Raw genomic sequence first — 24931 nt, 5'->3', positions numbered from 1 at the left:
GGGTGAGCGTCAACGGGGGCGGGGACGTCCAGCTGCTGGGCGTGCCCGGTCCCGACCGGCCCTGGCGGGTCGGGGTGTCCGACCCGCTGCGGCCCGGCGGGCTGGCGGCCGTCGTCTCGGCGGCTGGGGCGGACGAGCTGGCGGTGGCCACATCGGGGACGGTGGAGCGGGGCGCGCACATCGTCGACCCGCGCACGGGCCGCCCGGCGGTGACCGACCTCGTCGCCGTGACCGTCGTCGCGCCGCGGCTGACGTGGGCGGACTGCTGGGCGACGGCCGCGTTCGCGATGGGTTCGCGGGACGGCCTGCGGTGGCTGGAGTCGCTCCCGGACGTGGAGGCCCTGCTGATCACCGCGGGGGACGAGGTGCGGTGCACGGGGGGTCTGGCGCGGCGGCTGGGCTGATGGCGCGCGGGTCGCGCAGCCGGCGCTGCCGGGTGCCCCTGCGCCCACCCGTGCCGCCCCAGGCGGCACGCATGCCCGCAGGCCGGCCGGTGCAGTGCCCCCAAACGCCGCACGTGGGCGACGCCGGTGACTGCAACCCCCTGGGGGCGCGGGGAACTGCGCGACCAGCCCCCACTCACCCGCACCCGAGAAACCGGCCCAGCCTCCCCCACCGGCGGAGCCTCACGTGTTCTGGGCCAGGCGCAGCAAGTGGTCCGCCAGGGCCTGGCCGCCCGTCGGGTCGCGGCTGATCAGCAGGAGCGTGTCGTCGCCGGCGATCGTGCCGAGGATGTCGTGCAGTTCGGCCTGGTCGATCGCCGAGGCGAGGAACTGGGCCGCGCCCGGCGGCGTACGCAGGACCACGAGGTTGGCGGAGGCCTCCGCGGAGATCAGCAGCTCCGCCGACAGCCGCCGCATCCGCTCCTCCTTCGCCGACTCCCCCAACGGGACCCGGGGCGTGCGGAATCCGCCCTCGCTGGGGACCGCGTAGATCAGGTCGCCGTCGTTGTTGCGGATCTTCACCGCGTTCAGCTCGTCGAGATCGCGGGAGAGCGTCGCCTGGGTGACGCTCAGTCCGTCGTCGGCGAGGAGTTTGGCCAGCTGGCTCTGCGAGCGCACGGGCTGCCGGTTGAGGATGTCCACGATCCGGCGGTGGCGGGCGGTGCGGGTCTGCGGCACGGCGGGCCCGTTGGCCGCCGTCTGCTCGTGGTCCTGCGCCTGGCTCATCGTCGTCTCATTCCCCGGTTCGTCCGTCCCCGTCAACTGCCTGCAGGATGCCGGGCAGTGCCTCGAGCAGCGCGTCCACCTCGTCGTCGCCGAGGTTCAGCGGTGGCATCAGCCGTACGACGTCGGGGGCGGGCGCGTTGACCAGGAACCCGGCCTCCTGAGCCGCCTGGCGCATCTGGGGCGCGCGCGGCTCGGTGAGCACGATACCCAGGAGGAGACCCGCGCCCCGGACATAATCGATCAACGGGTGGCCGAGGCCCTCGATTGCGGTCCGCAGCTTCTCGCTCTGCCGCTTGACGTTCTCCAGCAGCCCTTCGTTCTCGATCGTGTCGAGGACGGCGAGGCCGGCCGCGCAAGCGACGGGGTTGCCGCCGAACGTCGTGCCGTGCTGGCCGGGCTGGAGCAGTTCGGCGGCCCGTCCGAAGGCGACGGTCGCGCCGAGCGGCAGCCCGCCGCCGAGCTGCTTGGCGAGGGTGACGATGTCGGGCAGGACACCTTCGTGGGCCTGGTACTCGAACCAGTGCCCGGTGCGGCCGATGCCGGTCTGCACCTCGTCGAGGACGAGGAGCGCCCCGGTGGCCGCGGTGATCGCGCGGGCCGCCTTGAGGTAGCCGGCGGGCGGGACGACGACGCCCAGTTCGCCCTGGATGGGCTCGATGACGACGAGCGCGGTCTCGTCGGTGACGGCGGCGGCCAGCGCCTGCGCGTCACCGAAGGGGACGTGGGTGACGTCGCCTGGCAGCGGCAGGAAGGGGTCCCGCTTGCCGGGCTGCCCGGTGAGCGCGAGGGCGCCCATCGTACGGCCGTGGAAGGCGCCCTCGGTGGCCACGACGTGGGTGCGCCCGGTCAGCCGGCCCATCTTGAAGGCGGCCTCGTTGGCCTCGGCGCCGGAGTTGCAGAAGAAGACCCTGCCCTCGCGGCCGAAGTGCCGCAGGAGCCGTTCGGCGAGGGCCACGGTGGGTTCGGCCATGAAGAAGTTGGAGATGTGGCCGAGGGAGCCGATCTGACGGGTCACGGCCTCGACGATCGCCGGGTGGGCGTGGCCGAGGGCGTTGGTCGCGATGCCGCCGACGAAGTCGAGGTAGCTGTTGCCGTCGGCGTCCCAGAGCCGGGTGCCCTCGCCTCGGACCAGGGGCAGCAGCGGGGTGCCGTAGTTGTTCATGAGGGCGCCCTGCCAGCGCGTGGTCAGCTCCTCGTTGCCCGTGACGGCGTTGCTCATGACGACTCCCCCTCTGTCTCGTCGGGCACGACCATCGTGCCGATGCCCTCGTCGGTGAAGATCTCCAGCAGGATCGAGTGCTGGACGCGTCCGTCGATGACGCGGGCGGTGGTGACGCCGCCGCGCACGGCGTGCAGACACCCCTCCATCTTCGGGACCATGCCGGCGGACAACTCCGGCAGCAGCTTCTCCAGTTGGGAAGCGGTGAGGCGGCTGATCACCTCGTCGGAGTTCGGCCAGTCCTCGTAGAGACCCTCGACGTCCGTGAGGACCATGAGGGTTTCGGCGCCCAGAGCAGCAGCGAGTGCCGCAGCCGCCGTATCAGCATTGACGTTGTAGACATGGTGGTCGTCCTGGCTACGGGCGATCGACGAGACGACGGGGATGCGGCCGTCGGCGAGCAGTGCCTCGATGGCGCCGGTGTCGATCGCGGTGATCTCGCCCACCCGCCCGATGTCGACCGACTCGCCGTCGATCGTGGGCTGGTGCTTGACGGCGGTGATGGTGTGCGCGTCCTCGCCGGTCAGTCCGACGGCGAGCGGGCCGTGCCGGTTGAGCAGTCCGACCAGTTCGCGCTGGACCTGCCCGGCCAGCACCATCCGCACGACGTCCATGGCGTCCTCGGTGGTGACGCGCAGGCCGGCCTTGAACTCGCTGACGATGCCGTGCTTGTCGAGGGCGGCGCTGATCTGCGGGCCGCCGCCGTGCACGACGACGGGCTTGAGGCCGGCGTGGTGCAGGAAGACGACGTCCTGCGCGAAGGCGGCCTTGAGGTCCTCGTCGATCATGGCGTTGCCGCCGAACTTGATGACGACCGTCTTGCCGTTGTGCCGGGTCAGCCAGGGCAGCGCCTCGATGAGGATCTGGGCCTTGGGCAGCGCGGTGTGCTTGCGGGTGCTGCTCATGAGGAGTACGCGCTGTTCTCGTGGACGTAGTCGGCGGTGAGGTCGTTGGTCCAGATGGTGGCGGTCTCGGTGCCGGCCGCGAGGTCGGCGACGATGTGCACCTCGCGGTAGCGCATGTCGACCGTGTCGCGGTCCTCGCCGACGCCGCCGTTCTTGCACACCCAGACGCCGTTGATGGCGACGTTGAGCCGGTCGGGCTCGAAGGCGGCCCCGGTGGTGCCGATCGCGGAGAGCACGCGGCCCCAGTTGGGGTCCTCGCCGTGGATGGCGCACTTGAGGAGGTTGTTGCGGGCGATGGAGCGGCCCACCTCGACGGCGTCTTCCTCGCTGGCGGCGCCCACGACCTCGACCTTGATGTCCTTGCTGGCGCCCTCGGCGTCGCGGATGAGCTGCTGGCCCAGGTCGTCGCAGACGGTGCGGACGGCCTCGGCGAACTCAGCGTACTGCGGGGTGACTTCGGAGGAGCCGGAGGCGAGCAGCAGCACCGTGTCGTTGGTCGACATGCAGCCGTCGGAGTCGACGCGGTCGAAGGTGACCCTGGTGGCGGCGCGCAGGGCCTTGTCGAGCGACTCGCTGTCCATGTCGGCGTCGGTGGTGAGGACCACGAGCATGGTGGCCAGGCCCGGGGCGAGCATGCCCGCGCCCTTCGCCATGCCGCCGACGGTCCAGCCGTTCTTCGTGACGACGGACGTCTTGTGGACGCTGTCGGTGGTCTTGATGGCGATGGCGGCCTTCTCGCCGCCGTGCTCGCTCAGTGCCTCGGCGGCCTTCTCGACGCCGGGGAGCAGCTTGTCCATCGGCAGGAGGATGCCGATGAGGCCGGTGGAGGCGACGGCGACCTCGCCGGCGCCCAGGCCCAGGACCTCGGCGGCCTTCTCGGCGGTGGCGTGCGTGTCCTGGAAGCCCTTCGGCCCGGTACAGGCGTTGGCGCCGCCGGAGTTGAGGACGACGGCGGAGAGGGCGCCGCTCTTGAGGACCTGCTCGGACCAGAGCACCGGCGCGGCCTTGACGCGGTTGGAGGTGAAGACGCCCGCGGCGGCGCGGCGCGGCCCGGTGTTGACCACGAGGGCCAGGTCCGGGTTGCCGTTCTCCTTGATCCCGGCGGCGATGCCCGCCGCCGTGAATCCCTTGGCTGCCGTGACGCTCACGGTGCGACTCCGATCGTGGAAAGTCCCAGTGCCTCGGGGAGCCCGAGGGCGATGTTCATGCTCTGGACGGCACCGCCCGCGGTGCCCTTGGTCAGGTTGTCGATGGCGCTGATCGCGATGATGCGGCCCACCGACTCGTCGAGGGCGACCTGCACCTGAACGGCGTTGGAACCGTGGACGGACGCCGTGGCGGGCCACCGGCCCTCGGGCAGCAGGTGCACGAAGGGCTCGTCGGCGTAGGCCTTCTCGTAGGCGGCGCGTACGGACTCGGCGGTGACGCCCTCCCTGGCGGCGGCGGTGCACGTGGCGAGGATGCCGCGGGGCATCGGCGCGAGTGTCGGCGTGAAGGAGACGGAGATCCGCTCCCCCGCCGCCGCGCTGAGGTTCTGGATCATCTCGGGCGTGTGCCGGTGCCCGCCGCCGACGCCGTACGCAGACATCGACCCCATGACCTCGCTGCCGAGCAGGTGCGGCTTGGCCGCCTTGCCCGCGCCGGAGGTGCCGGAGGCGGCGACGATCACGGCTTCCGCCTCGGCCAGGCCCGCGGCGTAGGCCGGGAACAGGGCGAGGGAGACGGCCGTGGGGTAGCAGCCGGGCACCGCGATGCGCTTGGACCCCTCCAGCGCGACGCGGCCGCCCGGCAGTTCGGGGAGGCCGTAGGGCCAGGTCCCGGCGTGCGGGGAGCCGTAGAAGCGCTCCCAGTCGGCGGGGTCCTTGAGGCGGAAGTCGGCGCCCATGTCGACGACGAGGACGTCCGGGCCGAGCTGTTCGGCGACGGCGGCGGACTGTCCGTGCGGGAGGGCGAGGAAGACGACCTCGTGTCCTGCGAGCACCTCGGGAGTCGTCTCCTGCAGGACGCGGTCGGCCAGGGGAAGGAGGTGCGGCTGGAGGGTGCCCAGCTTCTGTCCCGCGTTGGAGTTGCCGGTGAGGGCACCGATCTCGATCTCGGGGTGCGCGAGGAGCAGGCGCAGCGCCTCGCCGCCCGCGTACCCGCTCGCTCCGGCCACTGCCGCACGTACCGTCATGTCCACCCTCCTCTGGGATGGCATGACTATACGTCGCTATGCACGTTTATACAATCCATCCTCGGCGGCAGGGCCCGTCCCACGCCGTCGCCGGACGGCGGTGAGGACGCCGAGCAGCGCCACGGCCAGCAATGACATACCCCCCATGGCCGTGCCCAACCGCAGGCCGGGCGGGTGGAGGACGCAGGTGAGCCGGGTCGAGGTGGCGTCGAGGGGTACGGCGATCGGAGCAGGTCCTGGGTGGGAACGGGCGTGAATCGGGTGAACCTGCCCGGGGAGCGTGGGCGCTGCCGAAGTACACGACGGTCCTCAGGGGTGCCGCGAGGTCCATGCCCAGGACGGTGGTCAGGCCGGCCCGGCCCGCCGCCGCGAACCGCTGCCCGCGCGGGAGTCCGGAGAGCCAGAGCCGCAGGAGCAGGAGCAGGGCGAGACCGGCGGCGAGGGTGGCCATGTAAGCGGTGGAGAAATTGCCGGTCCAGGCCACCGCCACGGCCCCGGTGCCGAGGAACCGGTGCCGGCCGGCCGGCGCCCATTCGCCGGCCAGGCACAGCAGCGGCAGGACGATGAGGCCGTCGAGCCCCATCAGGTTGTACGTGGCGCTCGGCACGCTCCAGCCGCACAGGGCGCAGGACGCCCCGAGGAGTCCCGCCGCCCACCAGCGGCCGGGCCGCAGGCTCGGGCAGCAGCCGGGCCATCGCGGCGGCGACGCCGGCGAGCTTCAACACGGTGATGACGTACACCGCGAGGTCGATCCGGTCGCGTGGGAACACCCGACGAACAGGGCGAACGGGCTGCTGACGTAGGTGGCGAGGTCGGGCGGGAGACTGGCGCCGAAACCGGACCGCCGGTGGAAGAGGACGCCGCCGTCGGCCCGGCCGTGCAGCAGGTCCCACAAGGTGTGTGTGGAACGGCAGGGACTGGTTGCCCAGGTCGTTGACACTGCGGGTGCGGGGACCGAAGGGATAGCCCCGGAGGGCCAACTACGCGTTTGCACCGCGCAGTTGGCCCCTGGCGGATCTTCCCTCGGCTACTTCTGCCTGATGCGCAGGAAGGTGACCGAATTCGCCGGGAAGGTGTAGGTGAACCGGTCGGACACGCCGGTGAAGGTGGACGTCACCGGCGCCACCGGAGTCGCGGTCTCCGAGTTGACCGCGTCGGGCGCGGCGGCCAGCGTGGTCACCCGGGCCTTGCCGGAGACCTTGGCGCCGCCGAGGTCGACGGCCGTACGGGCGTCCGCCGACTGGGCGTTGACGACCTTGACGATCAGGTCACCGGTCTTCTCGTCCCGGGTGACGACCTGGCGGAACGGCTCGGCAGGCTTGTCGTCGGTGAAGCTTCCCCACTCCTGGCCGTCGAGGTAGAGGGTGACCTGACGGCCCCGCACCTTGATGTCGATGTCGTAGGCGCGGCCCGTCTCGACGCCACCGGCCTTGGCGAGCAGCGTCGACTTGCCGCCGTCCACGGCCTGTTCGACGGCGGACTGGGTGTTGCTCCAGCCGCCCAGGTTCCACCAGTAGTAGTTTCCGGTGTCCTTGACGCCGAAGGCGACGAGGAAGCCCTCCTTGCCGGACTTCTTGGTGGCCTTCACGTGCAGGTCGTAGTCGTGCCAGGCCGGGTCGCCGGCCGAGACCATGGTGTTCTCGGCGGCTGCGTCGCTCTGCACGTACTGCCCGTCCTGGACGCTCCAGCTGCCGCCGCCGGTGTGCGTCCACTGTGCGGCGTCACCGGAGAAGTCGTCGCCGAGCAGCGTGCTCCCGCCGGCGCCGGTGACCAGCACATCGTCGTACGCCGCGCTGGTCGCCCAGGTCGACAGGCCGACGGCCCCGCTGATGGGGCCGCTCACGGCGGGGGTGGTGGTGGCCGTCGAGGGGACCACGCGGTCGCCGACGTTGGTCATGAACAGCTTCTGGACCTCGTAGTTGGCGGAGTTCCAGGAGGCGTGGTTGTTGAACCACACCATGTCGGGGGCCCACTGCACGTAGTCCTCGTTGGCGAACAGCGGCGCGTAGGAGGCGAGTTTGACGACGTCCGCGTTGCGTTCGAGGCCGGTCATGTAGGCGGCCTCGGCGAGGCCGTTCTTGAAGGCGTTGCCCAGGGAGGCGTACTCGCCGAGGAAGACCTTGGGCCCGCCGCGGTCGTAGGAGTCGTAGCGGTCGTTGTTCTGGAGGAACCACTGCGGGCTGTTGTAGTAGTGCTCGTCGACCATGGCGACGTTCTCGTCGCGGTTGAGCTGCCAGGCCGTGTCGAAGGTCGAACCGGAGTCGTCCGGACCGGAGTTGGAGATGACGGTGATGTCCGGGTACCTGGCCTCGATGGCCGCCCGGAACTGCTTGAACCGGGCCATGAACTCGGCCGGAAGGTTCTCCTCGTTGCCCACGCCCAGGTGGGTGAGGTGGAAGGGCTTGGGGTGGCCCATCTGTGCGCGCTTCCTGCCCCAGGTCGAGGTGACGGGGCCGTTGGCGAACTCGATGAGGTCGAGGGTGTCCTGGATGTGCCGCTGGAGCAGGGCGTCGTCGACGACGGCCTTGTTCTGGCCGCAGCCGGTGACCAACGCGGGCACGACGGGCAGGGGCATCGCGCCGACGTCCTCGGCGAAGCGGAAGTACTCGTAGTAGCCGAGTCCGTAACTCTGGTTGTAGCCCCAGAAGTTGGCGTTGGTGGCGCGTTCCTCGACGGGGCCGATGGTGTCCTTCCACTGGTAGGCGCGGGCGCGCTGCCAGCCGGAGGCCTCGCTGTAGTCCTGCATGGAGCCGGTGTTGACCAGGCAGCCGCCGGGGAAGCGCAGGAAGCCGGGCTTGAGCGCGGCCACCTTCTGGGCGAGGTCCGCCCGCAGGCCGTTGGACTGGTGCTTGTAGGTGTCGCGCGGGAACAGGGACACCATGTCGAGGGCGGCGGCGGCCGAGGAGGCGACCGTGAGGCGGCCGTCACTGCTGGTGCGGGTCGCCGTGAAGGTGGCCCGGTACTTGGCCCAGCCGCCCTTCGCCGCCACCTTGCGGGCGGTGCCCAGGATCCCGTCGGCGTCCTGGAGGCCGACGGTGAGCGTGGTGCCGTTCTCGGCGCGGGCCCATACCGAGAAGTCGTACCTCCTGCCCTGCTCGACGCGGATGCCGGTGTTGTACCCCGCGTTGGTGACGGACGAGCCGGCACCGAGGGACAGGTAGGCGCGGTTGCGCTCGTTGAGGCGGCCGGAGTCGCTGAGGACCTGTCCGGTGCCCTCGACCGTCCAGGAGGTCAGCGGGGTGTAGGCGCGGTTGTCGGCGGGGGCGTACTCGAAGGACCGGTTCTGCACGAGTTCGGCGTAGAGACCGCCGTCGGCGGCCCGGTTGATGTCCTCGAAGAAGACGCCGTACATGGTGTCGTCGATCGCCGCACCCCGGGCGGAGGGGTCGACGGTGATCGTGTAGTCGGTGGCGTCCTCGGCGTGCGCCGGGGCGGGGAGGAGGGCGGTCGCCGTCAGCAGGGCGGTGGCGGTGAGACCGAGTCTCCAGCGAGTGCCGGTGGTGGTGCGGGTGGTGCTGCGTGACATGGATACTCCGCGACTCTCAGTACACGTTCGAAATATCGGACCTTGATCAGCACTTCGAACGGCAAGATAGGGAGGGGGTCGGAGCGCGTCAATGGTTCGCGCAGCAACGGATGTGACGGAGGGCGACGCGCGATGGGCGAGTTCTGGCCAGTGCCGGACACTCTGGGGTTCCTGGCCGGGGCCTGGCGGGTCGAGCGGTCGGTGCGGGATCTGACGAGCGGCGCGCAGGGGCGCTTCGAGGGCACGACCGTTTTCGGCCCGCTGGACGACGGCGGACTGCTCCACGAGGAGTCCGGCACGTTCGTCTGGCAGGGCGTCCCACGGCCCGCCCGGCGGACCCTGCGTTTCCTCCCCGGACGGCCGCCGGGCACGGCGGACGTGACGTTCGCCGACGGGCGGCCCTTCCACGACCTGGACCTGAGGAGCGGACGGCATGTGACCGACCACCCGTGCGTCGCGGACCTCTACCGGGGCGAGTTCACCGTGCGCGACGCGGACCACTGGCGGACACGCTGGCGGGTGCGCGGCCCCGCGAAGGACCTGGTGCTCACCACCGACTACGTGCGCGAGGTCTGAGCCGCGGCCCCCTCGAAGCGCAGGTTCCACCGGCCGCCGCGGCCGGTCACGGTCGTCGTCGACAGCGGACGCACATCGAGGTTCCAGTACGTCGACGGCGGCGCCTTGAGCGCGTACACCAGGGCGGCCCGGATCACGCTCGGCTCGGCGACGGCGACGATCCGGCAGCCGTCCTCCAGAGGCCGGGTGTCGAGCCAGCCGCCCACCCGTGAGATGAACGCCAGCAGCGACTCACCGCCGTGCGCAGTGGACCGCGGATCGGCGAGCCAGGCGTCCACCGCCGCCGGTTCCCGCGCCATCGCCTCCCCCAGGGTGAACCCGCGCCAGCGCCCCATGTCGCAGTCCCGCAGGGCGAGCTGCACGAGCGGGGCGTAACCGAGCGCGTCACCGGTGGCCCGGCTGCGCGGGGTCGGCGAGCAGTAGCGCAGCTCGGCGGCCGCCAGCGGCAGCAGGTCGCCTGCCGCCCGCTGCACCTCGTCCCAGCCCGCCTGGTCCAGCGGGCGGTCGTCCTCGAAGCGCTCGGCGAGCAACGCGGAGCTGCGCGCCGCGGCGACGAACGTGACCCGGAGTGCCATGCGGTGATGGTGGGACGCGCAAGTACGCAGGTCAAGAGATGTTCTGTGAAAACTTTTCGAAAGCGAGCGCCATCCAGAGATCCGGCTCCTCCAGGGACTCGAAGCCGATCTTCTCGTACACGCCGTGCGCGTCCCGGGTCGCGAGCAGGATGCGGCGCAGGCCGTGCGGGAGCAGGTGATCGCGGACGGCGGCGACGAGGGAGGTCCCGATGCCCTTGCCCCGTACCGCCGGATCCACGTACACGTCGCACAGCCAGGCGAAGGTCGCCAGGTCCGTCACCACGCGCGCGTAGGCGACCTGCTCGCCGGACACCGCGTCGTACACCCCGAAGTTCAGCGACCCGGCGATGGCCCGCTCCTGCTTCTCGCGCTCCCGGCCGAGCGCCCAGTAGGCGTCGGTCGACAGCCACCGGTGCACGCGTGCGACGTCGATCCGGCCGGTGTCGGCGGAGATCTCGTAGCCCTCGGCCAGAGACGGCGCGGAGGTCGTGGTCGTGGTCATGGAGGGACCTTCACAGATGGCGTGAGCCGTGTCGAACGGATTCCGCGAGGACCTCGTCGCAGGCCGCCCGCAGCCGTCGTACCCCCTCGGCGATCTCCTCGGCGCCCGCGACGGCAGCGAAGCTCAGGCGGATGTGCGGGGCCGGCGGTTCGGCGCTGAAGTAGGGGCGGCCGGGGGTCACGGCGACGCCGGCGCGCAGGGCCGCGGCCGTGAACGCGGACTCTCCCCCGGATCCGAAGGCCTGGGAGGTGCCCCCGGTGCCGTCGGGCAGGCGCAGCCAGAGGTGGTAGCCGCCGGACGGGATGTGCGGGAGGGCGAGCTCGGGCAGGTGCAGGGCCAGGGCCGCGGCCATCAGGTCGCGCCGGCTCCTCAGCTCGGCCGCGACCGCCCGAAGATGGCGCGGCCAGGCGGGCGAGCCGACCAGTTCGAGGGCCGCCTCCTGGAGGGGGCGGGGCACGAAGAAGGTGTCGACGACCTGGATGGCGCGCAGCCGCTCCAGGACCGGGCCGCGGGCGACGAGCGCGCTGACCCGGAAACTCGGCGAGGTCGCCTTGGTGAGCGAGCCGACGTACACGACGACGCCGTCGGGGTCGTCGGCGACGAGCGGGCGGGGCAGCGGCCCGGCGTCCTCGTGCGCGAGCCGCCGCACGAAGTCGTCCTCGACGACGAAGGCCCCCGCCTCGCGGGCGATGCGCAGCACCTCGCCGCGCCGGCCGGGGGACAGCACGGCGCCGGTCGGGTTCTGGAACAGCGGCTGGCAGACGAAGACCCGGGCGCCGGTCGCGCGGAAGGCGTCGGCGAGCAGCTCCGGCTTCACCCCGTCGTGGTCGACCGGCACCGGTACCGGACGCAGCCCCGCGGACCGGGCGATCGCCAGCATGCCCGGATACGTCGGCGACTCGACGAGCACCGGGGCGCCGGGCGGGGCCAGCGCGCGCAGGGCGGTCGTGAGCGCGGTCTGCCCGCCCGAGCTGACGAGCACCTCGGCGGCGGTGACCGCGCCGCCGATGGCCCGCCCGAACCACTCGCGCAGCTCCGGCAGGCCCTCGACGGGCGGTCGCCCCCACGCACCGGGGCGTCGCCCCGCCCGTGCCAGGGCCGCCGACATCGCGCGTTCCGGCTGCAGGGAGGGGTGCAGATAGCCGCCGTTGAACTCGATGACGCCGGGCGGCGGAGCGGCGAGGGTGACGGTGACCCCGGAGGCGTCCACCGAGCGGGGCACGAGGTCGGCGCCCTCGGCGCTCAGCGCGACCTCCTGCCAGGAGGTGTCGCCGGCCGACGGGGAGGCGGGGCGGGGACGGGCCCGGAAGGCCCCGGCGCCGGGCCGGGTGATCACCAGCCCCTCGGCGGCCAGTTGCGCCAAGGCCCGCGAGACGGTCACCGGGCTCACCCGGAACCGCTCGACGAGGGCACGGCTCGACGGGAGCTTTCCACCGGGTGAGTAGCGGTCGAGCTCGCCCCGCAGCCGGTCCGCCAGTTCACCCACACTGCTACGCTCATGCATGAAGAAACAGAGTAGCGCTACTGCAGCTCCGGCGATAGCGGTCACCACGGTCACCGCCCCGCGGGCGAGTGGCTTCGGCACCCTCCAGGCCGCTCTCGGCGTCGGCGCCTTCTCCCTGACCTTCCCCGCCACCGCCTGGGGCCTGGAGGGCTTCGGCCCCTGGGCACTGGTCGCCGTCCGCAGCGTGCTGGCCGCCCTCGTCGCGGGCGCCTGCCTCCTCGTCCTGCGGGTGCCGCTGCCCGACCGCCGGCACTGGGCCGGGCTCGCCGTGGTGGCCGCCGGGGTCGTCGTCGGCTTCCCGCTGCTGAGTACGCTCGCCCTGCAGACGTCCTCCACCGCGCACGCGGCCGTCGTGGTCGGTCTGCTGCCCCTGACGACCGCCCTGCTGTCCGCGCTGCGCGTCGGCTCCCGGCCCTCCCGCACCTTCTGGGCCGCGGCACTGGCCGGCGCGGGCGCGGTGGTCGCCTTCACCGTGCGGCAGAGCGGCGGCGCCCTCACCAGGGCCGACCTGTACCTGTTCGGGGCGCTGCTGGTGTGCGCGGCCGGCTACACCGAGGGCGGCCGGCTGGCCCGGGTGATGCCTGGCTGGCAGGTCATCGGCTGGGCGCTGGTGTTCTGCCTGCCGCTCGCCGTGCCCGCCGCCGCCCTCGCCCTCGCCCATGAGCCGGTGCGGCTGACCGCGCACAGCGTGACCGGGCTGCTGTGGGTGGCTGCGGGTTCGCAGTTCCTCGGGCTGGTCGTCTGGTACCGGGGGATGGCCGCCATCGGCATTCCCAAGGCCAGCCAGTTGCAGTTGGCCCAGCCCCTGCTCACACTGGTGTGGTCGGTGCTGCTGCTGGGCGAGCACCTCACGCCCGCCGCTCCGCTGACGGCCGCGGCCGTCCTGGTCTGCATCGCGGTCACCCAGCGGGCTCGCGGCTGAAGGGCGCGCACGCGCCGGTCCGGCCGGGGCGGCGCGCCGTAGACTCGAAGAAACGGACTCCAGAGCTCCAGGACCGATGCTCCCGCACACGGTGAGGAGGTCTCACAGATGCGTGCGACCCCGGGCGACCAGCTTGTCCAGCACGGCAGGGTGGTCGGGCAACACGACAAGGTCGGCGAGATCGTCGAAGTGCTGGGACGGGAGGGCAATCCTCCCTACCGGGTGCGCTTCACGGACGGGCACGAGGGCCTGTGCTCGCCCGGACCGGACACCGAGATCCGTCACAAGGCCGAGGAACCGCGCTAGGCAGGCGGTTCAGCGTGAGGGCGTCGCCGGCTGCGCGTAGTGGTCGGCGACGACCCGCGCCATCGCGCCGATCCGGTCCGTGTGCAGGTCCTTGGCCGCGAAGAAGACATGGCCGCCGACCTCGGGGTGGCCGGCCGCCAGGGTGAGGTGCCGGGACAGCTCGGCCGGGTCCTGCCAGGCCGCGGGCTGGGCGGGATCGCCCGCCTTGTACAGCGCCTCCCCGAGGTACAGCTTCGTCCGGCTGCCCCGCGCCACCTCCGCCCACCAGGGCACGAGCGCGGCGTAGTCGGCGGCCTTCAGGCCGATGTTCCAGTACAGCTGCGGCACGACGTAGTCGATCCAGCCCTCGCGCACCCACTTGCGGGTGTCGGCGTGGATCGCGTCGTACGACTGGAGTGCCTGGGTGTCCGAGCCGCGCGGGTCGGTCGAGGCGTTGCGCCACACTCCGAAGGGGCTGATCCCGAACTGCGTGGCGGGCCGGACCGCCTTGATCCGGGCGGCCGTCTCGCGCACCAGCAGGTCGACGTTGTCGCGGCGCCAGGCCGCCCGGTTGGGGAAGGCGCCGCCGTGGGCGTCGTAGGCGGCGTCGTCGTCGAAGGTCTGGCCGGCCACCGGATAGGGATAGAAGTAGTCGTCGAAGTGGACCGCGTCGACCGGGTACTTGCGCACCGCGTCGAGCATCGCGTCCTGCACGAACGCCCGGACCTCCGGCAGGCCGGGGTTGTAGTAGAGCTTCCCGCCGTACGGCACCACCCAGTCGGGGTGTCTGCGCGCGGGGTGGGAGGCGACGAGCCCGGCCGGGTCGTCATGGGTGGCGACCCGGTAGGGGTTGAACCAGGCGTGCAGCTGGAGTCCGCGGGCGTGCGCCTCCGTGACCGCCGTGCCCAGCGGGTCCCAGCCGGGCGCCTTGCCCTGGGTCCCGGTGAGCACCTGCGACCACGGCTCGTACGGCGAGGGCCACAGGGCGTCCGCGGTGGGACGTACCTGGAAGATCACGGTGTTGAGGCGGTCGCGGACCGCCAGGTCCAGCCGGCCGAGCAGCTCCGAGCGCTGCTCGGCGGCGGTCAGTCCGGGGCGCGAGGGCCAGTCCCGGTTGGCGACCGTGGCCAGCCAGACGCCACGCATCCGCGCCGGCGCAAGGCCCTGCCCGCCCGCGGTGGGTCCGGACGGGACGCTGGCCGAGGCGCCCGTCGTCGTGAACGCCGACAGAGCGGCCAGCGCGAACGCCCGCCGAGTCAGTCGCCCCATCGCGCACATCCCCACATACACCGCGGATCCGCTCGGTCACGGATCGTCTCCGCGCCCAGCATGCCCCCACCCGAACGATCGATCATCGATACTTGCTAGTAACGTGCACGATCGGAGCAGGCCCGCCGGGACCCGGAAGACCTGCGCAGTGACCGGAGTCAGCCAGTGAAAGGGACCGATGTGACCGACATCGAACGCGTCGGAGTGGTGGGCTGCGGCCAGATGGGGGCGGGCATCGCCGAGGTCTGCGCGCGGGCCGGACTCGACGTGAAGGTCGCCGAGACCACCGGCGAGGCCCTGGAGTTCGGCCGCACCCGGCTGTTCAACTCCCTGGCCAAGGCCGCCGAACGCGGCAAGATCAGCGAGGAGGAGCGGGACGCGACCCAGGCGCGCCTCAGCTTCACCACCGACCTCGGCGAGTTCGCCGACCGCGACCTCGTCATCGAGGCCGTCGTGGAGAACGAGCAGGTCAAGGCCGAGATCTTCCAGGTCCTGGACCAGGTCGTGACCCGCCCGGACGCCATCTTGGCCTCCAACACCTCCTCCATCCCGCTGGTGAAGCTGGCGGTCGCCACCTCACGGCCCGACCAGGTCATCGGCATCCACTTCTTCAACCCGGCCCCGGTGCAGCAGCTCGTCGAGCTGATCCCGGCGCTGACCACGTCCGAGGGCACGATCAGCCGCGCGCAGCTGTTCGCCGAGAAGACGGTCGGCAAGCACGCGATCCGCGCCCAGGACCGCTCGGGCTTCGTGGTCAACGCGCTGCTGATCCCGTACCTGCTCTCCGCGATCCGGATGTTCGAGACGGGCATCGCCAGCCGCGAGGACATCGACAACGGCATGGAGCTGGGCTGCGCCCACCCGATGGGCCCGCTGAAGCTGTCGGACCTCATCGGCCTGGACACCGTCGCCTCGGTCGCGCAGTCCATGTACGACGAGTACAAGGAGCCGCTGTACGCCGCTCCCCCGCTGCTCCAGCGCATGGTGGACGCGGGCCGGCTGGGCCGCAAGACCGGCTCGGGCTTCTACACCTACGGCTGACCACCCGCCCTCGGCATGGCGTACGGGCCCGGCACCTCACCGGTGCCGGGCTCGTGCTGCGTTCAGCGGGCGCCGTCGTGGCCGAGCCTGAGATGGTGCAGGAGCAGTAAGGCGGCCGCCATGTTGGCGGCCGGGACCTCTCCCCCCGCCACCATGTCGGGCACGAGTTTCAGGGGGACCCATTCCCGGCGGTCGGACTCGAAGTCGTCCACCGGATGCCCGACGTACTCGCCCTCCCTCGACCAGTAGATGTGGTGCCGGGCGTCGGTGAGGCCGTTGGCGGGCTCCACGCTCATCAGATGGTGCAGGGGGCCGGGCCGCCAGCCGGTCTCCTCCTCCAGTTCCCTGGCCGCAGCGACGGCGATGTCCTCGCCGTCCTCGACGACGCCCGCGGCGAGTTCCCATCCCCAGCTGTCGGTGATGAAGCGGTGCCGCCACAGCAGGAGAACCTCGTTGGCCCGGTTCACCACGGTGGCCACCGCGACGGGCCGCAGCCGTATGAGGAAGTGGTCGAGATGCCGGCCGTCCGGCAGGCCGACGTCCGCGAGGTTGACGCTGAACCAGCGGTTTTCATACACAGTTCGTTCGTTCTGTTTCGTCCACTGCACGGTTCTGCCACCTTCCGTCGAGTAAGTGGCAATATCGCAGCAGGGGCTGTGCGGCGTCGGACGCTACAGCGGTACGCGCAGGGCGTCGTCGATGAGTTCCGCCGCCTCCGCCGTGCCCGCGCAACCGCTGCGCACCAGGTGTCCGCGCACCGCCCGGAGTCTGTCGCGCACCCGCTGGGACTCCATCCCCCGCGCCTGCTCGGCCATCAGCACGGCGGTCACCACCGCCTTGTCGGCGTCGCCCTGGCGCAGTTCGACGGTGCTGAGCATGGCGAGCCGGTGCACCCGGCCCCGGTCGTGGGCGGGGGTGCCGACGGCCGCCGCGGCATGCTCCGCCGCCGCGGTGAGGTCGCCGAGGCTCAACAGGGCTTCGGCCACCTGGACGTTGACCAGGCCCGGCTGGACATAGCCCGTCTCGTCCGGTTCGGTACCGCGCCGGATGCGTTCGGCGGCCGCCTCGGCCCGCCGGATGCACGACAGGGCGCTCGTGCCGTCGCCGAGATGGGCGTACGCCTTCGCCTGCATCGCGTACAGGTCGGAGGCGAGGGCGGGGGTGACGTCCTTGCCGACGGTGCGCAGCGCGGCCTCCGCGAAGGCGACGCCCTGCCGGAACTCCCGCATGAACAGAGCCTGGTTGACCAGCAGGGCGATCACGTACGCCCCGAGTCCCCGGTCCCCGCTGGCCTTCGCCAGCCGCAGCGCCTGGTGGAAGTAGCGCTGCGCGAGCCCGTGCGCGTCGGAGTCGTAGGCGCAGATGCCGGCGATCGCCACCAAAGCGCCGGTGGCGCGGTGCAGTTGACGGCCCGTCGCGTCGGTGTAGCCCCCGCGCAGCAGGGGGGCCGCCTCGGCGTTGAGGAAGCCGACGATGCGACTGCGGGTCGCGACGCCGCCGGCCTTGCGGTACATCTGCTCGTAGTGGGCGCGGGCCGCGCGCAGCGTCTCGATGTCGGCGTGGGTGACCCGGTGCCGGCCGCCGCGTGAGACGTCGACGTCCTCGGGCGGGTTCTCCCACTCCCACACCGGCATCACGGCGGGCGTGCCGGTGACGGCGGGGGCGCCCAGGATGTGCGGGCGCTGCTGTTCGTCGGAGCGCCACAGGGCGGTGGCCCGCTCGACGAACCCGGTCAGCGAGGTGCCGTGCGGGGCCGAGGGTTCGCCGGGCACGCCGAGGCCGATGTCGTCGAGGGTGACGGGCCGGCGCAGCCGGCGGGCGAGTACCTCGCAGATCAGGTCGGGCACCTGTCCGCGCGGGCGCTGGCCCTTGAGCCAGCGGGCGACGGCGGTGTGTTCGTAGCGCAGGGCGAGCCCGCGGGCCCGGCCCGCCTCGTTGACGTGCGCGGCGAGGCCCGCGTGCGAGATGCCCGCCTCGTCGAGGATCGCGTCGAGCAGAGTGTTGGGCTGCATGAGGTGCCCCCCGGATGGTTCGGTGCCGACGGCGCCACTCACGGTAGCGGGTCCGTCTTCACACGGGGTGTGAACGGAATGCCCGTATTCGTACCGTGCGCGCGCTGTCGCTGAGCGTTTCGGGCCGGTTGACTGAAATGCCTCGAAAGAGGTCGCCGGGCCGTCGGCTCCCCCTCATGAAGCGGCGGCCCGGCAGTTCGTACGTCGTCGTCAGGGGGAGGTGGGGGAGGTCGTCGGCTGCCCTGGCGTCGTGGCCGGTCGCGTCCTCGCGGCCAAGCCACATGTGTCACTGCCCGGCGCTCCTTTGGCCGGTCGGTGCAGGGGCCGGTGGTGGAGTATGAGCAACGCGATGTCGTCCGTCGGTCTGCCCGCCGTGTGGCGCAGGAGCGCGCGCAGGACCGTGCGCAGGATGTGCTCGGGTGAGACCGGGTGGTCGTGGACCGCCTTGGTCAGTGTCTCCGCCAGCGGGAAGAAGCGGCCCCTGGCGTCCCGCACGTCCTTGGCGCCGTCCGTGTACAGGACCAGGGACTCCCCGCTGCGGAGGTGGCCGCAGTGCGTGGCCGGCAGCTCGGGCGGGAGCGGGAACGGGCCGAGCGGCGGCAGGACTTCCGAGCGGGCCAGCGGCCCCACCTCCGTCCCCCGGAGCAGATACGGCCACGGATGCCCGCAGTTCAGGGCCCGTACGCCGCCCTCCGCGTCGATCTCCAGGAGCAGTACGGTGACGAACTCCTCGGCGACCGGGGTGTCGGGCGGTCTGCCGCTCGCGGGATGTTCCTCGCGGTGGCGCTCCCGCAGATGCCGGGCGAGGGCGCGCTCCAGCCGGCGCAGGACGCCGTCCAGGTCCGGCTCGTCGTGCACGGCCTCGCGGAAGCTGCCGAGGAGCGCGGCGACGGTCCCGAGCGCGGGGAGCCCGTGCCCGCGTACGTCGCCCATGACGACCCGCACCCCGTGCTCGGTGGCGATGACCTCGTACAGGTCGCCGCCGACGGAGGCGCCGCGCTCCGCGGAGAGCCGCGCCGCGGCCACGTTCAGCCCCTCGACCCGCGGCGGAAGGGGCCGCAGCAGCACGCTCTGGGCTGCCCCGGCGACCCGGCGGGCCTGCTTCAGTTCACGCAGCAGGGTCTGCCGTACGTGCTGGATCAGGCCCGTGCCGACGACGAAGAAGACGGCGCTGGTGACGAGCCTGGCGCCGAGCCCGTCCTGCTGGGCCAGCGGGCAGGTCATCTTGTAGGTGATCGCCGTGGCGCCCCACGCCGTGGGCAACCCCAGCGAGAGGGCCCGGCGCAACGGCCGCCTCGTGCCGAACATGTCGGATGGTCCCCCATCTAGGCCCGTACAGCGCAGACAGACCGGCCCCGAAAGGCCGGTCTGATTCTGTCGATGTCGTGGCCCGGAGGACCGGATCACCGAGGGAACTCACCCGAATTGGTGAGATGGGGTGTAGGGGGCTGTGTCCCCTACACCCCCACCGCTCCTAGCCGCGCAGCACGGCACCCGTGCGCTCGCCCGCGAGGGCGACCGCCGCGTCCCGGGCGGCCGACGCCTCGTCGACCGTCAGCGTCCGGTCCCCCGCACGGAAGCGCAGCGCGTACGCGAGCGACTTGCGCCCGTCACCCAGCTGCTCCGCGTTCTCGTACACGTCGAACAGCCGGATCGCCTCCAGGAGTTCACCTGCGCCCTCGCGCAGCGCGGCCTCCACGTCGGCGTGCGGGACGTACGCGTCGACGACGAGCGCGACGTCCTGCGTGGCGACGGGGAACGTGGAGATGCCCGGCGCCCGGGGCGTGTCGTCGCCGACCTGCTCCAGGACGTCCAGGTCGAGTTCCATGGCCGAGGTGCGTGCGGGCAGGCCCAGGGCCTTCAGCACGCGCGGGTGCAGTTCGCCCGCGTGGCCGACGACCCGCTCGGCGCCGTCGGCGACGACGACCAGCTCGGCGCAGCGGCCCGGATGCCAGGGCCCGTACTGGCCCTTGCGGACGATCAGTTCGGCGCCCGCCTCGGCGGCGACCGTCCGCGCCGCCTCGACGGCGTCGGCCCAGTCGGCCGGGCGGCCCTTGCCCCACCAGCCGGCCTGCTCGCGGGCTCCCGCGAGGACGGCGGCGACATGGCGCGGCTGCTCGGGCAGCACGGCGTCGATCGCCGCGATCTCCTCGGCGGTCGGCCGGCGGTCGACCGGGAGCTGACCGGCCACACCCTGCTCCTCGCGCGGGAGGAAGACCAGCCCGGTCTCGAAGAGGGCCAGGTCGTGCGAGCCACGGCCGTCGTTGCGCCGCAGCGCGGCGAGCAGCCCCGGCAGCAGCGACGTACGGAGCGCGGGCTCCTCGTCGTTGAGCGGGTTGGTGAGCCTGACGACGCGGCGGGCCGGGTCGTCGGCGTCGAGGCCGAGCTGGTCGAAGACCTGCTCGCCGACGAACGGGTAGTTCGGCGCCTCGACGTAACCGGCGCCGGCCAGCGCGCGGCCGACGCGGCGGTGCAGCCGCTGCCGGTGCGTGAGGCCGCGGCCCGACGGGGGCTTGGGCAGCGTGGAGGGCAGGTTCTCGTAGCCCTCCAGACGGATGACCTCCTCGGCGAGGTCGTTGACCTCACCGAGGTCGGGACGCCAGGACGGCACGGTGACGATCAGCTCGTCCTGCCCGTACACGTCACAACCGATTTCCTGGAGCCGTCGTACGACGGTCTCCCGGCCGTACCCGACACCCGCCACCTTGTCCGGGTGGTCGGCGGGAACCGCGATGGTGTGCGGCGCGGACGGGGCGATGACCTCGGTGACCCCGGCCTCGGCGGTACCGCCGGCGAGCAGCATCAGCAGGTCGACCGTGCGCTGGGCGGCCGCCGACGACGCCTGCGGGTCGACCCCGCGCTCGAAGCGCTTGGACGCCTCGGAGGACAGCTTGTGACGGCGGGCCGTACGGGCGATGGAGACCGCGTCGAAGTGCGCTGCCTCGATGACGACGTCGGTCGTCCCCTCGGATTCCGCGTGGTCGGCGATCTCGGTGTTGGCGCCGCCCATGACACCGGCGAGGCCGATCGGGCCACGCTCGTCGGTGATGACGAGGTCCTCGGTGTGCAGCGTGCGCTCGACGCCGTCGAGGGTGACGAGCTTCTCGCCCTCGGCCGCGCGGCGGACGCCGATGGTGCCCTGGACCAGGGTGCGGTCGTAGGCGTGCAGCGGCTGGCCGACCTCCATCATCACGTAGTTCGTGACGTCGACGGCGAGCGAGATCGGGCGCATGCCGACCTTCTGCAGCCGGCGCTGGAGCCAGATCGGCGAGCGTGCCTCGGGGCTCAGACCGGTGACGGTGCGCGCGGTGAAGCGGTCGCAGCCGACGGGGTCGGAGACCTGCACCGGGTAGCCGAAGGCGTTCGGGCCCGGTACGTCGAGGAGGGCCGGGTCGCGCAGCGGCAGGCCGTAGGCGATGGCGGTCTCGCGGGCGACGCCGCGGATGGACAGGCAGTCGCCGCGGTTGGCGGTGACGGCGATGTCGAGGACCTCGTCGACCAGTTCGAGCAGCTCGATGGCGTCCTTGCCGACCTCGGTCTCCTGCGGCAGCACGATGATGCCGTGGCTGCCGTCGTCGCCCATGCCCAGCTCGTCGCCGGAGCAGATCATGCCGTGGGACGTCTTGCCGTAGGTCTTGCGGGCGGCGATCGCGAAGTTGCCGGGGAGGACCGCGCCCGGAAGCACGACCACGACCTTGTCGCCGACGGCGAAGTTGCGGGCGCCGCAGACGATCTCCTGCGGCTCACCGGTGCCGTTGGCCTGACCGACGTCGACGGTGCAGAAGCGGATCGGCTTCTTGAAGCCCTCCAGCTCCTCGATGGTCAGCACCTGGCCGACGACGAGGGGGCCCTTGAGGTCGTGGCCGAGCTGCTCGACGGTCTCGACCTCGAGGCCGGCCGAGATGAGCTTGGCCTGGACGTCACGGCCGGTCTCGGTGGCCGGCAGGTCGACGTACTCCCGCAGCCAGGAAAGCGGGACCCGCATCAGATCTCCATCCCGAACGGCCGGGTGAACCGGACGTCACCCTCGACCATGTCTCGCATGTCTTCGACGCTGTGGCGGAACATCAGCATCCGCTCGATGCCGAACCCGAAGGCGAACCCGCTGTACTTCTCCGGGTCGACGCCGCAGGCGGTCAGCACCTTGGGGTTGACCATGCCGCAGCCGCCCAGCTCGATCCAGCCCTCGCTGGAGCAGGTGCGGCAGGGCCGGTCGGGGTTGCCGACGGACTCGCCGCGGCAGACGTAGCACACCATGTCCATCTCGGCGGACGGCTCGGTGAAGGGGAAGAAGTTCGGCCGCAGCCGGGTCTTCATGCCCTCGCCGAACAGGGCCTGGACCATGTGGTCCATCGTGCCCTTGAGGTCGGCCATGGTGAGGCCCTCGTCCACGGCCAGCAGCTCGACCTGGCGGAAGACCGGGGTGTGCGTGGCGTCCAGCTCGTCGGTGCGGTACACCACACCGGGGCAGATCACGTACACCGGCAGCTCACGGCTGAGCAGCGAGCGGATCTGCACGGGCGAGGTGTGGGTGCGCAGCACGACACCGGACTCGGTGCCGCCCTCCGGGCCCTGCACGAAGAACGTGTCGTGCTCACCGCGGGCCGGGTGGTCCGGGCCGATGTTCAGGGCGTCGAAGTTGAACCACTCGGCCTCGACCTGCGGGCCCTCGGCGACCTCGTAGCCCATGGCCACGAAGACGTCCTCGATGCGCTCCGAGAGCGTGGTGAGCGGGTGGCGGGCGCCGGCGGGCACGCGGTCGTAGGGCAGCGTGACGTCCACCGCCTCCTCGACCAGGACGCGCGCGTCGCGCTCGGCCTCCAGTTCCACCTGCCGGGCGGCGAGACCCTTGTTCACCGCGCCGCGGGCCTGGCCGACGAGCTTGCCGGCGGAGGCCTTGGCCTGCGGGGGCAGTGCGCCGATCTCTCGGTTGGCCAGGGCCAGCGGGGAGGCGCCGCCGGTGTGGGCGACCTTGGCCTCCTGGAGCGCGTCGAGGGAGTCCGCGGCGGCGAAGGCGGCGAGCGCCTCGTCCCGCATGCGCTCGATCTCTTCCGGTTTCAAGGCCTCGACCTCTACAGGGTCGTACGACTTATTCGGTGCCGACATCTCTTCCCGTGCTTCCGATTGGCTGGCTGAAGGTCCCCGTCACCGACTCACTCGGAGGGCCGTCCATGGGACACGAAGGTGCCAAAGGCCGAGTCTAACGGGGTGAGGACGTACGGATGCGCCCGCGGGGGCTAGGCCAGATAGGCCGGGACCGCCACGGGCAACGTAAATCGGAACTCGGCGCCGCCGCCGGGGGCGCGGCCGACCGTGATGACACCGCCGTGGGCTTCGACGATGCCCTTGACGATGTACAGCCCGAGGCCCGTCCCGCCGCGCTTGCTGCCCCGCCAGAAGCGGGTGAAGACGCGGTTCATGGACTCCTCCGGGATGCCGGTGCCCTCGTCGCTCACGATGACCGACGTGCCGGTGTCCTCCCCTTCGCGGGGGGACCGGGCGGGCGTGATCTCAATGGTGACGGTTCCCTCGCCGTGCCGCACCGCATTTTCGATGAGGTTGCTGAGCACCTGGTCGACCTTGTCGGGATCGGCCCACAGGGCGGGCAGCGGCTGTTCGATGCGCAGCAGGAACCGGTCGGCGGGCTGGCCGGCGGCGACGTAGGCCTGGATGTGCCGTCCGACGGCGGCGCCCATGTCGACGGGCTGGCGGCGCAGCTCCAGGCGGCCGGAGTCGATCCGCGAGATGTCGAGCAGCTCGGCGATGAGCCGGGTGACGCGGTCGGCGTCGGCGTCGACCGTCTCCAGCATCAGCCGCTTCTGGTCGTCGGTGAACCGCGTCCACTTGGCGAGGAGGGTGGCGGTGAAGCCCTTCACGGAGGTGAGCGGGGAGCGCAGCTCGTGGGCGACGGTGGCGATCAGTTCGGCGTGGCTGCGCTCGGTGCGGCGGCGGGCCTCGGTGTCGCGGAGGGATACGACGACGCGGCGGACGGGGCCGGTGGGCTCGCCGCGGACGTACCGGGCGGAGGCGAGGACCTCACGCCCGCCGGGCAGCAGCAGGTTCCGTTCGGGCTGGCCCACGCGGATGGCGAGGCCGCTGTACGGGTCGGTCAGCTGCCACCAGCGGCGGCCTTCGAGGTCCTCCAGCGGCAGGGCCTTGTCGAGCCGCTGGCCGAGGGCTTCGGCCGCGGGGACGGCGGTGATGCGCTCGGCCGCGGCGTTGAAGCAGACGACGTACCCGTGCTCGTCGGCGACGACCAGCCCGTCGGGCAGGTCGTCGGGGTCGATGCCGAGTCCGTCGGGGTCACCGGCCGGTCGGGCCGCGGGCGGGCGCTCCGGTTCACTGGCTCCCGGCGCCCTGCTCGTGCCGACACTCATCCCCGTACCCCACCTCCCAGACGAGGACCCCCGAGCTGGTCACCCTACTAGCTCTCGGTGACGGAGCGGCACCCTCCGTCAGGCGCCCGCTGCGCCCGGGCGGACGCGTACAGACATACGGCCGCGGCGGTCGCGAGGTTCAGACTCTCGGCCTTCCCGTGGATCGGGACGCGCACGACGGCGTCGGCGAGCGCCCTGGTCTCCTCCGGCAGGCCCCAGGCCTCGTTGCCGAAGACCCATGCCGTGGGCCCGCCCATGGTGCCCTGGTCCAGCTCGTCGTCGAGGTCGTCCTCGCCCGCGCCGTCGGCGGCGAGGACACGCACCCCGGCGTCCTTGAGGCCGGCGACGGCCCGCTCGACGGGAACGCCGACGGCGACCGGCAGATGGAACAGCGAGCCGACCGAGGCCCGTACGGCCTTGGGGTTGTACAGGTCGACGGAGGCGTCGGTGAGGACGACGGCGTCGGCGCCGGCCGCGTCGGCGCAGCGCAGGACGGTGCCGGCGTTGCCGGGGTCGCGTACGTGCGCGAGGACGGCGACGAGCCTGGGGCGGGCGGCGAGGATGTCGTCGAAGGGGGTGTCGATGAACCGGCACACGCCCACGAGGCCCTGCGGGGTGACGGTGGTGGAGATGTCCTCGATGACCTCACCGTCGGCGAGGTGGACGCGGGCGCCGGCGTTACGGGCCTCGCCGAGGATGTCGGCGTGGCGGTCCGCGGCCTCCGGGGTGACGAACAGTTCCACGAGGGTGTCCGGGTGCGCGGCCGCCTCCCGCACGGCCTGCGGGCCCTCCGCGAGGAACAGCCGCTCCTTCCCCCGGAAGTTCCGCCGCGCGAGGCGCCTGGCGGCGGCGACGCGGGGGGAGCGGGGGGAGATG

The 24931-nt window shown here is 72.2% G+C and carries 22 protein-coding genes and 1 pseudogene; 5 read left to right on the top strand and 18 right to left on the bottom strand.

Annotated elements, in window-relative coordinates; translation table 11 throughout:
• Positions 1–404: FAD:protein FMN transferase (locus tag P1P75_RS22865; RefSeq protein WP_319258257.1), on the top strand; the 404-nt coding region annotated here is incomplete at its 5' end.
• 222 nt (positions 405–626) lie between these two features.
• On the opposite strand, the gene P1P75_RS22860 is transcribed toward P1P75_RS22865, so the two are convergent.
• The 7 genes and pseudogenes from P1P75_RS22860 to P1P75_RS22830 all read right to left on the bottom strand — a co-directional run bounded on the left by P1P75_RS22860 (position 627) and on the right by P1P75_RS22830 (position 8992).
• Complete coding sequence (locus P1P75_RS22860) at positions 627–1169, bottom strand: arginine repressor (protein WP_150470120.1); 543 nt, start codon at positions 1167–1169, stop codon at positions 627–629.
• A 7-nt stretch (positions 1170–1176) separates the two neighbouring features.
• Positions 1177–2388: an acetylornithine transaminase gene (locus tag P1P75_RS22855; RefSeq protein WP_319258254.1), complete on the bottom strand. Its 1212-nt coding sequence runs from the start codon at positions 2386–2388 to the stop codon at positions 1177–1179.
• Entirely contained in the window at positions 2385–3293 is a 909-nt protein-coding gene (gene argB, locus P1P75_RS22850) for an acetylglutamate kinase (protein WP_319258252.1), read from the bottom strand. Before argB ends, P1P75_RS22855 begins: the two co-directional genes overlap by 4 nt.
• Positions 3290–4441: a bifunctional glutamate N-acetyltransferase/amino-acid acetyltransferase ArgJ gene (argJ, locus tag P1P75_RS22845; protein WP_319258250.1), complete on the bottom strand. Its 1152-nt coding sequence runs from the start codon at positions 4439–4441 to the stop codon at positions 3290–3292. The genes argB and argJ overlap by 4 nt, the downstream gene beginning before the upstream one ends.
• Positions 4438–5466, bottom strand: a complete 1029-nt coding sequence (gene argC, locus P1P75_RS22840; RefSeq protein WP_319258247.1) for an N-acetyl-gamma-glutamyl-phosphate reductase — start codon at positions 5464–5466, stop codon at positions 4438–4440. The genes argJ and argC overlap by 4 nt, the downstream gene beginning before the upstream one ends.
• 227 nt (positions 5467–5693) lie before the next feature.
• A pseudogene (locus P1P75_RS22835) lies at positions 5694–6446 on the bottom strand (YfhO family protein); the annotation flags it as partial.
• 47 nt (positions 6447–6493) lie between these two features.
• On the bottom strand, positions 6494–8992 hold the full coding sequence (locus P1P75_RS22830) for an alpha-L-arabinofuranosidase C-terminal domain-containing protein (protein WP_319258244.1): 2499 nt from the start codon (positions 8990–8992) through the stop codon (positions 6494–6496).
• A gap of 132 nt (positions 8993–9124) precedes the next feature.
• On the opposite strand from P1P75_RS22830, the gene P1P75_RS22825 reads away from it, so the two are divergent.
• The gene (locus tag P1P75_RS22825; protein WP_319258242.1) at positions 9125–9568 is read left to right on the top strand and encodes a DUF6314 family protein; all 444 of its coding nucleotides are present in this window, start codon (positions 9125–9127) and stop codon (positions 9566–9568) included.
• On the opposite strand, the gene P1P75_RS22820 is transcribed toward P1P75_RS22825, so the two are convergent.
• Genes P1P75_RS22820 through P1P75_RS22810 form a run of 3 tightly spaced genes read right to left on the bottom strand, consistent with a single transcriptional unit; the run spans position 9550 to position 12149 of the window.
• The gene (locus P1P75_RS22820; RefSeq protein ID WP_319258240.1) at positions 9550–10143 is read right to left on the bottom strand and encodes a histidine phosphatase family protein; all 594 of its coding nucleotides are present in this window, start codon (positions 10141–10143) and stop codon (positions 9550–9552) included. The two genes, P1P75_RS22825 and P1P75_RS22820, sit on opposite strands and share 19 nt — an antisense overlap.
• A 31-nt stretch (positions 10144–10174) precedes the next feature.
• Entirely contained in the window at positions 10175–10645 is a 471-nt protein-coding gene (locus tag P1P75_RS22815) for a GNAT family N-acetyltransferase (RefSeq protein WP_319258238.1), read from the bottom strand.
• A 10-nt stretch (positions 10646–10655) separates the two neighbouring features.
• Complete coding sequence (locus P1P75_RS22810; RefSeq protein WP_319258235.1) at positions 10656–12149, bottom strand: PLP-dependent aminotransferase family protein; 1494 nt, start codon at positions 12147–12149, stop codon at positions 10656–10658.
• Between P1P75_RS22810 and P1P75_RS22805 the strand changes: the two genes are divergently transcribed.
• A complete protein-coding gene (locus tag P1P75_RS22805; RefSeq protein ID WP_319258233.1) occupies positions 12148–13071 on the top strand; it encodes a DMT family transporter in 924 nt (307 codons plus the stop codon). The two genes, P1P75_RS22810 and P1P75_RS22805, sit on opposite strands and share 2 nt — an antisense overlap.
• A 108-nt stretch (positions 13072–13179) precedes the next feature.
• The gene (locus P1P75_RS22800) at positions 13180–13377 is read left to right on the top strand and encodes a DUF1918 domain-containing protein (protein WP_266454258.1); all 198 of its coding nucleotides are present in this window, start codon (positions 13180–13182) and stop codon (positions 13375–13377) included.
• A gap of 9 nt (positions 13378–13386) precedes the next feature.
• On the opposite strand, the gene P1P75_RS22795 is transcribed toward P1P75_RS22800, so the two are convergent.
• A complete protein-coding gene (locus P1P75_RS22795; protein WP_319258229.1) occupies positions 13387–14625 on the bottom strand; it encodes a family 10 glycosylhydrolase in 1239 nt (412 codons plus the stop codon).
• Between the two features lie 180 nt (positions 14626–14805).
• Here P1P75_RS22795 and P1P75_RS22790 point away from each other — a divergent pair, with 180 nt between their 5' ends.
• Entirely contained in the window at positions 14806–15666 is an 861-nt protein-coding gene (locus P1P75_RS22790) for a 3-hydroxybutyryl-CoA dehydrogenase (RefSeq protein WP_319258227.1), read from the top strand.
• A 62-nt stretch (positions 15667–15728) separates the two neighbouring features.
• Here P1P75_RS22790 and P1P75_RS22785 read toward each other — a convergent pair whose 3' ends face one another.
• The 7 genes from P1P75_RS22785 to P1P75_RS22755 form a co-directional block, all read right to left on the bottom strand.
• Positions 15729–16274, bottom strand: a complete 546-nt coding sequence (locus P1P75_RS22785; RefSeq protein WP_319258224.1) for an NUDIX hydrolase — start codon at positions 16272–16274, stop codon at positions 15729–15731.
• 63 nt (positions 16275–16337) lie between these two features.
• Complete coding sequence (locus P1P75_RS22780; RefSeq protein WP_319258222.1) at positions 16338–17678, bottom strand: transcriptional regulator; 1341 nt, start codon at positions 17676–17678, stop codon at positions 16338–16340.
• Positions 17679–17888: 210 nt separating this feature from the next.
• A complete protein-coding gene (locus P1P75_RS22775) occupies positions 17889–18986 on the bottom strand; it encodes a PP2C family protein-serine/threonine phosphatase (RefSeq protein WP_319258220.1) in 1098 nt (365 codons plus the stop codon).
• A 166-nt stretch (positions 18987–19152) separates the two neighbouring features.
• Positions 19153–21663, bottom strand: a complete 2511-nt coding sequence (pheT, locus tag P1P75_RS22770) for a phenylalanine--tRNA ligase subunit beta (RefSeq protein ID WP_319258217.1) — start codon at positions 21661–21663, stop codon at positions 19153–19155.
• Positions 21663–22784, bottom strand: a complete 1122-nt coding sequence (pheS, locus tag P1P75_RS22765; RefSeq protein WP_319258215.1) for a phenylalanine--tRNA ligase subunit alpha — start codon at positions 22782–22784, stop codon at positions 21663–21665. The genes pheT and pheS overlap by 1 nt, the downstream gene beginning before the upstream one ends.
• A gap of 131 nt (positions 22785–22915) precedes the next feature.
• Positions 22916–24055 (bottom strand): ATP-binding protein, encoded by a 1140-nt coding sequence (locus tag P1P75_RS22760; protein WP_319258212.1) that lies wholly within the window; start codon positions 24053–24055, stop codon positions 22916–22918.
• A gap of 47 nt (positions 24056–24102) precedes the next feature.
• Entirely contained in the window at positions 24103–24930 is an 828-nt protein-coding gene (locus P1P75_RS22755) for an RNA methyltransferase (protein ID WP_319258209.1), read from the bottom strand.
• Position 24931: the final 1 nt, after the last annotated feature.

The organism is Streptomyces sp. ID05-39B (genome assembly GCF_033794725.1).
Lineage (GTDB): Bacteria > Actinomycetota > Actinomycetes > Streptomycetales > Streptomycetaceae > Streptomyces > Streptomyces bobili.
The sequence above is the reverse complement of the archived record's forward strand: the minus strand, read 5'-3'. Positions and strand labels throughout refer to the sequence as shown.